Annotated in this window: 10 protein-coding genes; 9 read left to right on the forward strand and 1 reads right to left on the reverse strand. The window is 41.7% G+C overall.

Going from position 1 to position 16002, the window contains the following annotated elements:
* Positions 1–85: 85 nt before the first annotated feature.
* From FLL46_RS18375 to FLL46_RS18415, 9 genes are all read left to right on the forward strand, one after another.
* The gene (locus FLL46_RS18375; protein ID WP_142932809.1) at positions 86–1984 is read left to right on the forward strand and encodes a ShlB/FhaC/HecB family hemolysin secretion/activation protein; all 1899 of its coding nucleotides are present in this window, start codon (positions 86–88) and stop codon (positions 1982–1984) included.
* Positions 1985–2446: 462 nt separating this feature from the next.
* Positions 2447–2929, forward strand: a complete 483-nt coding sequence (locus tag FLL46_RS18380; RefSeq protein WP_142932810.1) for an Hcp family type VI secretion system effector — start codon at positions 2447–2449, stop codon at positions 2927–2929.
* Between the two features lie 117 nt (positions 2930–3046).
* On the forward strand, positions 3047–5071 hold the full coding sequence (locus FLL46_RS18385) for a type VI secretion system Vgr family protein (RefSeq protein ID WP_142932811.1): 2025 nt from the start codon (positions 3047–3049) through the stop codon (positions 5069–5071).
* A 102-nt stretch (positions 5072–5173) separates the two neighbouring features.
* On the forward strand, positions 5174–5770 hold the full coding sequence (locus FLL46_RS27435; RefSeq protein ID WP_210418749.1) for a DUF6484 domain-containing protein: 597 nt from the start codon (positions 5174–5176) through the stop codon (positions 5768–5770).
* A gap of 27 nt (positions 5771–5797) precedes the next feature.
* Positions 5798–6790: a DUF2169 family type VI secretion system accessory protein gene (locus FLL46_RS18395; protein WP_142932812.1), complete on the forward strand. Its 993-nt coding sequence runs from the start codon at positions 5798–5800 to the stop codon at positions 6788–6790.
* 57 nt (positions 6791–6847) lie between these two features.
* Positions 6848–7231, forward strand: a complete 384-nt coding sequence (locus tag FLL46_RS18400; protein ID WP_142932813.1) for a DUF4150 domain-containing protein — start codon at positions 6848–6850, stop codon at positions 7229–7231.
* 21 nt (positions 7232–7252) lie between these two features.
* Entirely contained in the window at positions 7253–8536 is a 1284-nt protein-coding gene (locus tag FLL46_RS18405) for a TIGR02270 family protein (protein ID WP_142932814.1), read from the forward strand.
* Positions 8537–8752: 216 nt separating this feature from the next.
* Positions 8753–12406, forward strand: a complete 3654-nt coding sequence (locus FLL46_RS18410; RefSeq protein WP_142932815.1) for a diguanylate cyclase — start codon at positions 8753–8755, stop codon at positions 12404–12406.
* 170 nt (positions 12407–12576) lie between these two features.
* Complete coding sequence (locus FLL46_RS18415; RefSeq protein WP_142932816.1) at positions 12577–13239, forward strand: hypothetical protein; 663 nt, start codon at positions 12577–12579, stop codon at positions 13237–13239.
* A 188-nt stretch (positions 13240–13427) separates the two neighbouring features.
* On the opposite strand, the gene FLL46_RS18420 is transcribed toward FLL46_RS18415, so the two are convergent.
* Positions 13428–15818, reverse strand: a complete 2391-nt coding sequence (locus FLL46_RS18420) for a G8 domain-containing protein (protein ID WP_142932817.1) — start codon at positions 15816–15818, stop codon at positions 13428–13430.
* Positions 15819–16002: the final 184 nt, after the last annotated feature.

Consider the following 16002-nt stretch of genomic DNA (forward strand, 5'->3'; position numbering starts at 1 on the left):
TTTCATTGCTAAAAGCTAAGTAGTAACCAATACCAGTTGCTAATTTTGAAAATTGATTGTCTATTATTTTAAAGGGTTGATTTAGGTGCGTGTTGAGTTTGGTAGTAAAACAATAATAAAGAACTTTCTGGTATTGATACTCTTTAGCGCGTTTAGTGCATCGGTTATGGCAGAATTTGTCAAAATGCCGAAAATCGAAGAGTTAAGAAAGATAAAAGAAAAAACGCTGTTAAGAGATATGGATATTCCTGGTGTTCGTGATCGATCTCCTGATCCAACGGCTGGTCCAAGGCTTGCGGTTTCTGAATTCCGAATTCAAGGCTTGGTCGAATTTCCTGAATTAGGGATCACCCATAAAGCATTAAACGACTTAATGGAAAGTATTCGTTTTGATCTCATGGGCGAGGGCAAGCTCTTGGAATCTGGTTACACCATTGAGGAGTTGGGCGAGCTTTCAGACTTGTTAGTTGAGATCGAAGAAGAAACCCTGGATCGCCATGTAACTCCCCTTGAAGTTCAACAGCTAGTCTGGCTGATACGCGCGCAGCGAGGCAAACGTGGTGTCACGCTCGGCCAGATTGAAGGCGTGGCTGATAGCATTACACGTTTTTATCGTGAACGCGGTTTTATTCTTGCAAAAGCATATATTCCAAAACAGGAAGTCCGCGACGGAATCGTCAATTTAACTTTGTTGTTAGGGATGTTAGGAGAAGTTAAAGTTAACGGTAATGATTTATATGCTGTTGATACCATTCAGTCAGTTTTTGACAATCTCATGTCTCAACCCATCACCAACAAGTCTGTTGAGGAAAACCTTTTTATTATCAATAGTTTTCCGGGCATCAATGTTGATGGCTATTTTGAGCCGGGAACACAAGTTGGTGATACACGGTTAAATATCAATGTAAAACAGGAAAATCGCTACAATGCCAATGTCAGAGTCGACAATCATGGTACCGATGAGTCCGGGCTGTATCGTGTCTTTGTCGACGGGCAAATCAACAATCTGTTTGGTTCTGCTGACTCTCTCAATCTAAGTGTGCTGCAGGCGATGTCACCAGAAAATACCACCTTTGGAAAGTTAAACTTTGAAAGTAATTTGTTTAGCTCAAAATTCCGTCTTGGCATCGATCTCTCACAAAACCAGTTTATTGTGGATCAATCACAAGTTGCATCCAACATTAACTTAAATGGAAAAGTTGATGTGGCGGGCATCACTGGTCGGTACATTGCTGAACGCAGCAGAAAAGAAAACAGCAGTTATGAGATCAGGTACGAAACGATTAAGTCTGATCTTCAGATTGGTGATTTACCCGATATCGGAAATTTCCTTGATGAGGAATTAACTCATCTTTCAGCAACTTATCATTTCGATATTCTGGATGATGTCAACAAACGACTCCATGAAGGGAGCGTTAAACTGATCAGTGGAAAGTTCGATATGGGGGCTGCCACCGGTCAAAAAGAGAGTTATCAAATTTTGTTCGGCGAATATAGCTTACTAAGCTTTGTAAAAGTTCCGTTCACTGAGATCGATTCACGCTTAATTTTACGTAGTAACCTTCAATATTCAGGGACAAACCTTTCGGCACTTGCTCGATTTTCATTAGCAGGGCCAACCAGAACAAGAGGGTTTTCGCCGAGTTTATTTACCGCTGATGACGCCCTGTATCTTGGCGCTGACTGGATATTCAAAAGTCCCGATTTATTTGATTTTAATATCGGCTCCACCAGCTTTAAGGACATCGTCAGACCCTTTGTATTTATTGATTATTCCTATGGTTTACAATATTCATTAGTAGAGGATGAGTCAGATACAACGGGTCAATTGGGCGATGTCGGCTTCGGATTGCAATTTTCTCACGCAGATTTTAGCGGTAACTTACAGGTGGGATTTCCGGTTCTTGAAGATTTCTCCTTTACTCAAGAACAACCTGAATCCGATAGCGTGAGAGTATTGTTTGATTTTCAATATCGTTTTTAATGTGAAACAGGATTTGATAGCGGCAGATTAGTAACAATCAGTCAAAAAAATTGGTTAATTTCGATAAAAAAAATTGCTAAAAATATCTCAAAAACGGGATTTTTTTTAATTGTTTATTGGTCAAATATTCACAAATTAAATACATCACTTACGACTCGTGTTAACATTAAATAAAATTAACTTCAATAGTTATTTTTTAACTAAAGGGTACACGCGACACACTATGAAGAATTTGTCGGCTGATATGTGGTTTTTTTCGGTCATTCAAACAAAAGATTTTCAAATAATAAAACAAGTCACAGCGTTATATTAATTACGTAAGCGTTTGAAATAGCTCAACAAATGAGTTGGCTGTGGGTTGATTATTGTGAGTGTTTACCCTATAGTTACAGCATTATTGAACGGTGAATGTTAATTCACTTTATTGGTTATTTTTTTAATAAATGGAAAAGGAAAATCGAAATGGCGATATATGTTGAATATGACGGTATGAAAGGCAACGTAACTGCTGAAGGTTATGAAAATCACTTACAAGTTGAATCTTGTAGCTTTGGTGTTCAGCGAAACCTTACCATGGAGCCTGGAAAAATGGCTAACCGCGAGGTAGGTAAACCACATATAACTGAGGTCTGCTTAACCAGGGTATCCGATAATTCTGCTACAGCTCTTTTTAAAGAATCTGTTTCTGGTTCTTCCGGAAAAAAAGTAACCATTAAATTTGTTCGTACTGGTACGGATAAAGTTGAAGAGTTTATGCAGTACGCACTGAGTGATTGTTTGGTGAGTGGTTATGAAGTTAGCTGTCAAGGTGACGGAGATCCCCATGAAACAATTACACTTAGTTTTTCTAAGTGCGAAATCAACTATACTGATTACGACAATAGCAATAAGAGTGGTAGCCCGCAGCGTTCTGGTTACGACTTAAAAGCTGCTAAAGCACTATAGTCCTTGTTTGAAACCCAACAGGATCTGAGTTGTTCAGATCCTGTTGGGCTACTATCACGTACCCTAAGAATTGGGTATATCTACCAATTTATTTTCGGGGCAGGGAAGTTTAGTTAGATGAGTGACTTTACTCAGGACGGCCGTTTTATAGCGATCGAAACACCTTTAGGCAAAGATGAGCTTTTGCTCACCGCCTTTGAAGGTGTCGAAACCATATCATCTTCTTTTCAATTTCAGCTCTCTGCATATTCCAGTAATCTGGAAATTACGCCAGAGTCTCTAGTCGGTAAACGAATAACTGTCAAAATTCAGAATGAGCAAGGCCGAGTCTTTAATGGCTTTGTCAATCAGTTTTCATTCGGTGAAACGAAAAGTGGGTTTCGCGAATATTATCTGACGATGGTCCCCTGGTTGTGGTTTTTAGGAAAGACGGAAAGCCGCCGAATTTTTCAAAACAAAAATTGTAAGGATATCGTTAGCCAGGTTTTCAACCAGCTCGGATTTAGTGATTTTGATTTTAGAGCTGCAGGTGGTAAGCCAAGAGAATATTGCGTCCAATATGGAGAAAGCGATTTAGACTTTGTTCTTAGATTGCTCGAAGAAGAAGGCTATGCGTGCTTTTTCAACCACGAGGCGAGCAAGCATACGTTAGTTATCGTTGATAAGGCTAATGCCTATGCCGAATGCTCAGAAACCTGTCTCACTTACTCAAAAGGCAGTACACCGGATTCAGAAATTCAAAAGTGGCGGCATGTTTATGAATTTAGAAAAGGTGGTTGGGCTTTAAACGATTATAACTTTAAAGAGCCGAGTAAAAGTTTGCTTGCCGAGACAAACTCGAAAAGTAAGTTTGCCAATAATGATAAATTTAAGCACTACAGCTATTCCGATTTGTATGATTTTGGCAGTGGTTCTGATTTAGTTAAAATTAGGATGGATGCTGAAGAAGCACGAATCAATACCGTAGAAGGCCAAAGTAACTGCAGCAGTTTTTATGCCGGTGGATTTTTTAAACTGGATAAGCATGATGCCAAAAGCGAGAAAGGGAGTTACCTGCTATTAGCTGTCCATCATCGAGCGACTGATTCAAGCTATCATACTGGTCAAAGTGGCAAAGAGGAGTATGTTAATACTTTTAAATGTATGCCTCTGGATGTGCATTTCAGGCCTTTACAAACTCACCACCGACCGGTTATGAAAGGACCGCAATCAGCAATTGTCACGGGACCTGCCGGAGAAGAAATTTTTATCGATGAATTTGGACGTATCAAAGTTCAGTTTATCTGGGACAGGGAAGGCAAGAATGACGATAATAGTTCCTGTTTCTTACGAGTCATGCAATCTTGGGCAGGAAAAGGATGGGGTGCTTCATTCATTCCACGAATTGGACATGAAGTTATCGTTACATTTCTAGATGGTGATCCCGACAGACCAATCGTTTCTGGAACTGTTTACAATGGCAATAATAAACCGCCATACAGCTCGAAGACTCAAAGTGGTATAAAAACCCATTCGACAAAAGGCGGAAGTGCATCCAATTATAATGAACTTCGTTTCGAAGATAAAAAAGATGCCGAACAGATCTATATTCATGCTGAAAAAGATCTGGATACTATGGTTGAAAATAATGAAACTTTAACCATTGATAATGATCGCACTAAACATGTTAAGCATGATGAAAATTCCAAGATTGACAACAACAGAAATAAAACTGTTGGCAAAAATCAGACAGAGAATATTGGTGAAAACAAAAGCATTGAAGTTGGCAAAAATCATAATGAAAAAATAGGTAAGAACGCAACGATTGATGTTGCCGAAAATCAAAGTGAAAGCGTTGGTAAAAATATTGATATTACCATTGCTGAAAATCACACTGAAAGTGTCGGCAAAAATATGACTATCAGTGTCGAAAAGGACTTGAAAGAATCAGTCAACGGTAAATATACAGAAACAGTCACCAAAGAATATGGTCTTCAGGCGAAGACGATTACCATGCAAGCAGAAGATCAAATCACCCTCAAAACTGGATCAGCTCAAATTGTAATGAAAAAAAATGGTGACATAACCATTAGTGGAAAAAACATCAATGTGAAAGGTTCTGGTAATATCGTTCTCAAAGGCAGCAAGGTTTCTTCTAATTAGTATTGTTGATAAAGTAAACAGTCAGAGAAATTTAAAGCGCTGCCTTTTAATGCCAACGTCGGCGACAGTAAGTAATTGAATAACATAAAGTTGGTTAATGTTATGAGTAATCAATCAGAATCTTTTCCTGAACAAACCTCTTCCTTAGATTATGAAACCACCAAAACAGAGAGAATCATTGCACCCGGTGAGATTGTAATTGGTGAGTTATTGGGTTTTAACGAAAATGGTGAACCGCAAGTTAAATTTCCAGGCGCAGCTGAAACAGCTCTGACCGCTATTTCAACCGTTGCAGTTACCCACGAGCATAAAGGCCGCCGATTAGCTTTATTGTTTGCAGATGGCGACTTGTCCAAGCCTGTTATAATGGGCCTGATTCACAGTCCATTACTCGATATTTTAAACAACGTAGAATTTGTTCCCGCGGATGAGCCTGCTGACAGACCAGCTCAACTTGATGATGATCTGGAAAGCAAAGAATCAAACAGCGAAACTGATAACGCTAAAGAACCAGATGAAGTCGCCTATATTGATGGTGAGCGAGTTGTTTTAGAAGGCAAAGAAGAAATCACCTTGAAGTGCGGTGAAGCTAGTATTACTTTAACTAAAGCGGGTAAAATTCTTATTCGGGGTAAGTATCTGTTAAATCGATCGACAGGCGTTAATCGAATTATGGGAGGTTCGGTTCAGGTTAACTAGATCGAATTTAAATGGCGACACACATCTATGCTTCAGTTAAAAAATTCAACACCATTTGCCGCAGAAATTGCTGTTTTTCCTAACGAGCAAGGCGTCGACACGCTTTACTCAATAGTGAAAGCGACCTTTATCTCGGGTAATGGTTGGACGCTTGCTGACGAACAGGCACCGCCCCAGCAAGAGGATGAATTTTGGGGTGAGGCAGGCCAGTCGAGTATCAAACTAAGTTCCGATTTTCACACAGGAAAGTTGGCAACGGATATCGTGATGCTAGGTGAAGCATGTGCACCAAGCCAACGAGAAGTTTCTCAACTGGATGTCCATTTGTCCGTTGGTAAAGTGGGTAAATCAGCCAGAATTTTCGGTGACAGGTTTTGGCATGGCGGCAGGATCTCAGCGCCGGCACCTTTTACTTCGATGCCGCTAATCTATGAGAGAGCTTATGGTGGGCGGCACGATATTGATGAACATCAATATTTGGCCGAAGAAAGAAATCCTGTGGGCCGTGGTTATATTGGCAAACGCTCTCGAAGTGAATTAAATGGGTCGCCGCTCCCTAATATTGAAAATCCCAACGACTTGATCGCAAGCCCGAGCGATAAACCGGCTCCAACCGGTTATGGATTTAGCGCGCCTAACTGGCTTCCGCGTCGGCAATATGCAGGAACCTATGATGAGCGTTGGCAAAAAGAACGAGCGCCTTATTTACCGTTAGATTTTGACCGGCGCTTTCTCAACGCTGCCCACCCTGACTTAATTTATCCTGGGTTTCTACAAGGCGGTGAGCCGATTCTGGTGAGAAACATGCATCCCGATGGTGACTTCGAGGTTTCATTGCCAGAAGTCAAAGTGCACTCGATCGTAAAGCTTGATGGTCAAAAAAACTTACCGGAAATGAACCTGGAAAGTTTAATTTTGGAGCCTAATAAGCGACAATTATCAATGGTGTGGAAAGCGGCTTTCGCCTGTGACAAAAAAGTACTCAATATTAATGAAGTCGAAATAAAACTATCGCGCTAGCGAAAATGATTAAAATTTTGAGCGCGATTGAGTTTATTAGCGCTGATGGAGACATAAATGGCACAAACAACATTCGCAAATACAAGAGGTATTGCTCACAAAGGCAGTGGTGGTATGAGCACTGTTTTTCCTGATGTTTGCAAAACGCCGACACCCGGCGGACCCGTGCCCATTCCATATCCTAACCTGGGAAAATCTTCTGATACTGCAAAAGGTCCAAAGTCAGTTAAAACCGATAAAAAAATGCCAATGGTCAAAGGCGCAATTTACACCACCAGTACTGGCGATGAAGCAGGAACTGCCGGAGGCGGTGTCGTCAGCGGAAAAATCAAAGGAGAATGTGAATACATGATGTATTCGTTTGATGTGAAGTTTGAGGGAAAAAATGTATGTCGTATCGGTGATCCCCTTTTCCACAATAAAAAAAATATCATGGGTTAGTTGTTTCTGACTATGAAAATTATGAATGTTTTTCGGAATAAAACCGGAAACCAGCCTGTTAGTGCTTATCGAGATATATTTGAACAATATATTACCGACGCTTCTTTCTTATGGGTGTTGCGTTCAATCGGTGTAAAGCAACCTCACTATTCTGTGTCTGATATTGCTGAGCTCGAGTTGAGAATTGACGCCAGCTTAGATGGTTTGATGAATTCCATCGACCTTGCCTGGGAACTCTGCAAAGAGTCGCTCACATTTGAACAAGCAGGAGAAGCATTTACGGCAGCAGTTATTGCTTTCAGAAGCCACGATGTTGAAAAAATAAAAACGGCGGTGTCTGCCGGTTTAGTGAATGACGAAACTTTTAAAGGGCTCACTTCCGCATTGGGTTGGCTGCCCGGTAATTTAGTTCACGGCTGGATCCAAAAATTTTTAACCAGTAAAGATCTTAATCATAAATATTTAGCAATCTCGGCTTGTAGCGTGCGTCGAGAAAATCCTGGTGAAATTTTAGCTCAAATTTTGCAGAGAGAAGATTGTCTTGCTCATACGAAACTTCGAGCGAGAGCTTTACGACTAATCGGCGAGTTAAAAATACATGATTTAAAATGGGCATTATCTGATACGGAATCTGATACGCAGGCTGATGACGAGCCTGAAGTGAAATTTTGGCTGAACTGGTCGAGGTTAATGTTAGGTGATTCGGCGCAAATTGAACAATTACAAGAGTATGTTGTTCAACCTGGAGCATTGCAAACTATAGCAATAGAGACGGCGTTTCGAGCGCTACCCGTTGCGACCGGCAGAAAATGGATCTCGCAAATCGCGGCTGATCCAGAACAAGTTCGGGCAGTTATTCGCGCGACGGGTGTACTAGGTGATCCTCACGCGGTGCCATGGCTGATTGATAAAATGGGCAATGCAGAAACTGCCCGTTTAGCTGCAGAAGCTTTTAGCATGATCACTGGAATTGACCTCGTACGCTATGATCTGTCAATTGAAGTGCCGGAAGACATTACAATCTTACCAAATGATAACCCTGAAGATGAAAATGTCGACTTGGATGAGGATGAAAATTTGCCTTACCCTGATGTGAATAAAGTTGCTTACGCGTGGCAAAAACATGGTGGAAAATATGTCGCCGGTCAAAGATATTTCATGGGTGGAGCGATTAACCGTCAGGCATTAGAAGAAAAGTTAACCCGGGGATTACAACGACAACGCAATGCCGCAGCCTTAGCGCTAGCACTGCTGGAAACTCAAACGCTACTTATCAATACAAAAGCAAGAAGTAGTCGACAATAAGATGGTTTAGCTTAAAAAAAGCTTATGCCTGTTTTCTTTCCTAAAATCATTTCGACAAAAGCGCATCAATAACAATCTAACGAATTGTGTTCAACTTCTCACTAGTTATTTAATGGCTTTCTAGAATAATCATTAAATGATTCCTATACTTCCATTACTCGCAGAATTAAAAATAGCGGATTGTGTTTTTAGAATGAGTGTTATAAAAACTAGAATATGAAAGTAGTGATATCACACAAAGCGACGCGCCATTATTTTGCCTGGCTTATGTTTACATTGGCGATAAACATTCCTGTTGCCAGTACCTCCGAAATCGAAACCAAACATCAAACTCAAATTAGCCAGTTGCTTAAAGCCGGTGCACCTGTCACTCGAATTTATTCGCCCAAAGAATACGAAGCGAATGTACAAAACTGGGCTCTCGCTCAAACACCAGATGGTATGATTTACGTCGGTAATGGTGACGGAGTGCTTGAATTTGACGGCGTAAACTGGCGCCTCATTCCTGTCAGCAATAACACGCTGGTGCGTTCGCTTGCGATAGATCCGCATACCGGAAGGATCTACGTGGGAGCCGTCGGCGAGTTTGGTTATCTTGCACCGGACTCTAACGGCAAAATGCAATATGTTTCCATGGTTTACAGACTTGCTGGGAAAGAAAGCGTTTTTGCGGACGTATGGCAGACATTTTATACGCCTGATGGAATTATTTTTTCTACTTTCTCCAGGCTTTTCAGAGTAAGTGACACCAAGGTGGAGTCCTGGACACCTGAAAAGGACTTTCACTTCAGTTTTAAAGTCGGTCAAAGAGTTTTCATTCGAGAGCAGGGACGTGGTCTTTTAGAGCTAATTGACGGACAATTGCAACTACTCCCCTCGGGCGAATTTTTTGCTGATGAGCGAGTTTATGGTCTAATCAAATCACCAAACTCTGATTCGGAATTGTTGATTGGAAGCCGCACTAAAGGATTGTTTTTGCACAATGGTAATTCCCTGCAATCTTATCCCACCGAAATAGACACTCAGCTTAAACGAGACTTGTTGTATAGCGCTTTGCTGTTGCCAGACGGTCGAGTGGCTTTAGCAACCCTTCAGGGAGGTCTGTATCTAATCAACAGCGCAGGAAAGTGGGTTGGCAAGCTCGGTCGGAAAACGGGTTTGCTGGATAGCTCTGTGACCGCATTAATGATAGATAAAGAAAAGGGACTATGGTTGACGTTATCCAGAGGATTAGCGCGAGCAGAAGTAGATAGTTCGCTGTCATATTTTAATGAGGAGTCAGGGCTTATCGGCGACGTTATTTCGATGACACAGTATCGAGGTGCTTTACATGTAGGGACTGGCGATGGACTTTTCCGACAAAAGCCTGGGCCAGTACCAAGTTTTGAAGCAGTCAATGGAGTGAGGAATCAAACCTGGGAGCAGTTGGTCTTCAACGAGAAACTTTTAGTCGCAAATTACTTAGGCGTTTTTGAAATCACTGAAAATTCGACAAAGCTAATTTACCAGACTGATACCGCATTCGCTTTTTTGCGCGATGTGAAATCGAATTCACGCGTGTTGGTTGGCGTTCGAAACGGCGTCGTGATGTTACGACATGAAAATGGCAACTGGATCAATGAAGGCAGAATTCCTGGTATCGAAGATGAAGTGAGAGAGTTCTGGCAAAGTTCCTCCGGCGAGATTTGGATTAACACTTATGCGACGGGCTTAATTAGATTAAAACCGATTGAAGGCAACACACCTGAGATAAAAAGATATGGTGTTGCACAAGGCTTACCCGACCAGAGTGGCAACGGGTTTGCCGAGTTTGAAGGAAAGCTGTTAGTTTTGACCTCAGAGGGAATTTATTTATTCGACGCAGTTAAAGACCGATTCAAACCAGACGTGCGTTTTGAAAAACTATTTTCCGATGGCCGGCGACCAGTGTTTGATTTGGAGACGGACCCTGAACGAGGATTATGGCTAACCACTGGCAAATTAAACTCAAGGTCGAATGAATCTGGTTTAGTCGAACGCCTTAGCGACGGAAATTATGCTTGGCGACCGGAGGCTTTAAGTGGAATGCTTGTTGGAGAACCGAATGAGATTTATCGCGAGCAGAGTGGGATACTCTGGCTGGCGGGTAGCGAAGGCTTGTTTCGATTTGACCCGGCCTCAACTAAAGACTATTCACTCAATTTTCACGTGGTGCTCCGGCAAGTCAGTACTGGTGATGGCAACATATTATACGCTGGGTCAGGAACGCCTGCGCGGTTAAGTTTACCTTTTACAAGTAACCGCTTGCGTTTTGAGTTTGCAGGTTTGAGTTTTGATAGCGTAGGGCTGACTCAATACCAGGTGCGTTTAGAGGGAGCCGATACAGAGTGGTCGCCATGGAGTCTGGAAGCATTTAAAGATTATTCCAATCTCTGGGAAGGTGATTATCAATTACATTTACGCGCCAAAAACCGTTATGGCACTGTCGCTGAATCGATAGTTTATCGATTTTCAATTTTACCACCCTGGTATCGAAGTCCTTTAGCTTATTTCTGCTACATTGCTTTATTGAGTTTAATTACCTGGGGACTGATACATTGGCGAGTAGGGCGATTACGAATGCAAAAACGCCTGTTGCGCAATCAGGTTGAGGAACGAACCCAGCAACTTGCAACTTTGAATGCTGTTGGTAGAGAAATTACAGCGACGCTTGATCTCGATGCTGTGTTAGAGTCGTTATACAACAACATGAATCGAATGCTCGATGCAAAAGTGTTTGGTATTGGTTTGTATCACGCCGAGAAGGGAGAAATCGAGTTTCGATTAGCGATGCAGAACGGTCAGCGATATAAGCCTTATTCGCGTCGTATGGAAGATAAAAGCCAGTTAGCCGTGTGGTGCGTTGATCATTGTGAACCGGTTCTGATCGGTGACTATCCAAACGAATACCAGCAGTATGTAGAAGAGTGTGACTCAACGGTTCACACCTTATTTGACGGAAGCGAATCTCGTCAACCTAAGTCCTTGCTTTATGTGCCGATTGTATTACAAGAACAAGTTATCGGCGTATTGAGTGTGCAGAGCTTTGCAACCCACGCTTATCGTCGCCAACACCTGGATTTACTGCAAACTTTAGCGAGTTATGCGGCAATAGCAATCGATAACGGACGGGCTCACGCAGATTTACTGATTGCCTATGAAACTATGCAAGAAGTCAGCGTAACCGATCAATTAACGGGTCTTAAGAACCGCCGTTTTCTTGCGTTGCATTTTAAAGAAGACGTCAATAAAACTTTAAGGGATTATGCTAATTGGGAAGTCGGTCTAAAAAGTGAAATGCCAAAAGAGTCTGATCATGTATTCTTTCTACTGGATCTTGATCATTTCAAGCAAGTGAATGATACCTATGGCCATGCAGCCGGTGATTGTGTCTTGGTCGAAATAAAGAACTTGTTAACCAAAGTATTTCGTGATTCAGACTTTCTAATCCGGTGGGGCGGCGAAGAGTTTTTAGTGATCACTCGTTTTACCAAACGAAGTTCAGCGGTGGTATTAGCCGAAAGAATAAGATCGGCAATTGAGCAACATAAGTTTGATATCGGTGATGGTCAAATCATTAAAATGACTTCCTCAATAGGCTTTACCGCTTTTCCTTTTATTCCTAAGCAATACAAAGCACTAACCTGGGAACAAGTGATTAATATTGCTGATTATTGTCTGTATGTTGCCAAAAATAACCAGCGAAATGCCTGGGTTGGTGTTTTTTCCGGAGAAATGACAGAAGGTGAAAAGTTTTTAAAGTGCCTCACTCACTCCCCTGAAAACTTGTTAGTTGACCATGACTTAGAGGTAGTAACATCGATTCCAGATGAGCAGGAAATTAAGTGGTAAAATTTCAATTGTGGAATCGTCCAAACAATTTTCAGCACAAATTGTTTTAAATAATTGTCGAATATGTGACTCGCTAGGTAGAGAGAGTTTGAGCTTTAACGCATAGTTAACCTCTGTTAAGAAGCAACTGTTTTACCGAGCGATGGCCTTGCGTCACACGAGTTCATACAATGGGCAATATCATTTCACAATTTCCTATTATCAGTTTGACACTATTATTGATACTAATAGCCGTTGGTTTATGGCTGTGGCTGTTGCACTTTTATCTCAAACCCCATGAAGAAAAAATGTCCGTGATGGAGCAAAATATTGAAGAGCTTCGTGACGAAGTTCTCACAATGCAAGAGAGAGAACGTAAAAGGGTGCAAAGAATTTCTGAAAAAAGGAGATTGTTAAAAGAGAAGCAGTCGATAAAAAATGTTGAGGTTAGCCGCAAAGTTGATAATAAAGAAAAAGCTGAAAGACTGGTGGTTAATGATTTACAGACACTTCTTGATACCTGGAGCGATAAGAAGTTGACTAAGCTTCAAAGAAAAAATATTGAAGATAGTTATATCGGGAAAAAAGTGAACTGGGAAGTGAAAGTAATGTCGGTATCAGAAGAAAAAAATGACCAGATATGGGTAACAATCGCGCCGAAATCCGCCGACTTGGGAATCGATTCGGCGCACGCCGTTTTTGATAAAATGTTTAAGCGCAGATTATTAGATATCGATAACGGAGAGGTCGTGGTTATCACCGGGATTGTCGAGCGTTTTTTCCTGTCGCCGGTTATTGGTGATTGTTTTCTTGTGAATAGCAATGTCGCTAGCCAGCCCAGACTAGTTAGTTGAACTAGAAGAGGTGCTTAGAAAATTAATTGCATGGGTAAATAGTATGAAAGGGCGATTAGGTTGAATCAATAACCTGAAGCGTTTTTTTTTCCTCTGTCTTTTCCCTCTCTTTTGAAGGAGAGGGAGAGAGCCTTTTTTGTTAGAGCATAAAGTAGAAAAAGAATTTTCCCTGATTGATTACGCGCTGATTATTCATTGTCAAAGGGCGGAAAAACTGTCGGTGCATCAGCAGCTGTGCCAACCTGACCACCAACGATTCCTGTGACCGGTTTGGCGTCATTGGGTAGATAAGCTCCGCCAAATTGCAATTGAAACTGGTCTTTAAGTTGTTGGTTCATCAGACCGACGTATTGACTGGCAATGTGGTGTTGCTCGCCAGAGGTTGTGGTATAAGTCGCATTTTCTGCCAACATCGGAATAAACTCGGGTACTTGTTGATTATAGAAAAGACCTTGATTATCGAAAGTACCAAAATCTAAAGTGATCCTGTCTGGCATTAAGAAAAACAACGATTCTTTTGGCAAGGCCCCTCTAGGGAAACCGTCTTGGGTAACACCCAGTAATGTGAAATCCGGCGCCATTTGGAAATTGATCCTTTCCTGGTTATTAAAAGCCTGTGTATCGGAAAACTGAATGTCCTTAAAAGTTAAATTTCTCGGTCCACGCTGCGGATTTTCAATTCGAAAATCAACTTTATTCGCATAGGTACCGCCTTTTATCACTACATTACCTTGAGTTGGAACTTCCATCCCCACACCGAAATCCTCGATACTCACATTTTCAAATTGGTAGTTAACCAAGTTGTACAGGTGATCAGCATCAATGCCAACTTGAGAGTCATTGCCGTTACCCACCAGACGAACATTTTTAAAACTCACTCTCTCGGTAAAATTAAAACCGATACTGTGTTGCTTGATATTCCAGAAAATTAAATCTTCAAAAGAAGATTGCAAAGTCGCTAGATATGCCTCGGTTACTTTATCTTGATTGCCTGTAAAAAAATGGTGAGCGTGAAGGTAAAAAAATTCTAATCCTTTGGTGGCGTTATATCCGATGTTATTTTTGAACGATAAGACTGGTAAATACCACACATCGATTTTTTGATTGGGGGCTAGCAGATGATTGTTAGGAAAGCGTGCCGAATCAATTAACATCATCTTTGATTCACCATTAACATTTTCAATCAACCCTTCCGGCCAGTAAATGTAGGCGTGTCCACTCGCGCCGGCAACCACGTTACCCTCAACTTTGGTACCGCCACTGTGTAACCAGAAACCGTCTCCCTGGAATGAAAAATCTTGACGGTCTTCGCGGTTATCGACCACAGACTCGGGACAATTACAGTTTAATGGATCATTCGGGTTGATGGTGCGTAATGCAATATTTCGAATGAAAGAACCTTTTTCATCACCGGCTTCTGTTTGAAAGGCGCCGCCTACCACGTTATAAGAAACATTTTCAATAAAGTCCACATGGCCTGAATGATTCACGTAAGCCCAGCCTGGGTTATCTTCAACAACATTGCCGCGGACTCTGGCGGGTATAGAATCTACGCCGACACCACCACGGTGAAAATGAATAGAATAACGACCACGCATATTATTGCCTTCCAATTGAATTGCTGGTCCATCATCTAGGTCAGGCCAGGTAAAATCATCGATAGGAATGGTTTTATCCGTGCGGCCGAGCTGATAAAACCGAGCATAGTTAACATCGACATTTAAGTTGTGCATAAACATCACGTGTCCGCGCCTGAGTATTGCTGAGTTTTCTGACAATAATTCGATGTTACGAGTAAGGTTGGCCACGTGTACGTCAAGGTCGGCTTTTAACGCTTGATGGTCTTTGACTAACGGACTCGTCAAAGTAATAACGTTGCCATTTACATTGGCAATCGTTGCCACTTCATCACTCTTTGGATCGTCAGGGTCGGTTGCTGCTAACACGAGTCTATCGTTGGGTTTCCAGCCAATCGGACTGTCTTTCAAAATGAGACTGGAATCTCCCGATTTAGGTTGTTGAGAGAGCACGGCCCAGGCTGTTTTTTTCGCTCCCCACATACGCGTTGGCCCCATCAATATTGCACCTCGGGAGAGCTGTTTGGGATCTTTGGTACGGTCTATGGCGCCGTAATCGGCAAAAATAATACGCGCACTAACATCGGCAGAGATGGGGTTACTCTCACTACCAATCTCCAGACGGCCTTGCATGTTGCTGGTAATCGTCTCGACCTTAAGCTGTGTATTGATTTGGGTAGCAAAATTCAATGTTCCCTCAATCTCAATTTTCTTTAGCTTTTCCTTAATTTCACCGTCTACAGTTAAGGTGAGCCCTGAGGGAATCAGAATTCTGGCATTTTCAGCCGGTAAAGCGGAGTTATTCCAGGTTTTTGGATCCGACCAATTTCCAGAGGAAGCGACTTTTGCATCAATTGTTGTTGTCGCTGGAGGAGGGGTATCAGCAGTTGGCGGCTCGCTAATATTGGGCGCTTGAACACTATCAGAATTTCCGCCACTACAGCCACCCAGCAAAATTGAGATGGTACAAATTAGAACACTAAAACGACTTTTGCGTATCATTTAGAACCTCACACAGTAGAGTCATAGTTAAAATCTTTGTTGGTAATGCGAACCATAATGCTTATCAATGGTAAGCAGTCTGTTTTCGAGAGCAAATAACCAACACTCGACTAGGAAGACGGTTGTGAAGTCAAATTGAGGAATAAAATATTAAAAAAATTCAAAATATCTATGCTATTCCTTA

Origin of the sequence: Aliikangiella coralliicola (genome assembly GCF_007004725.1) — a bacterium.
Lineage (GTDB): Bacteria > Pseudomonadota > Gammaproteobacteria > Enterobacterales > Kangiellaceae > Aliikangiella > Aliikangiella coralliicola.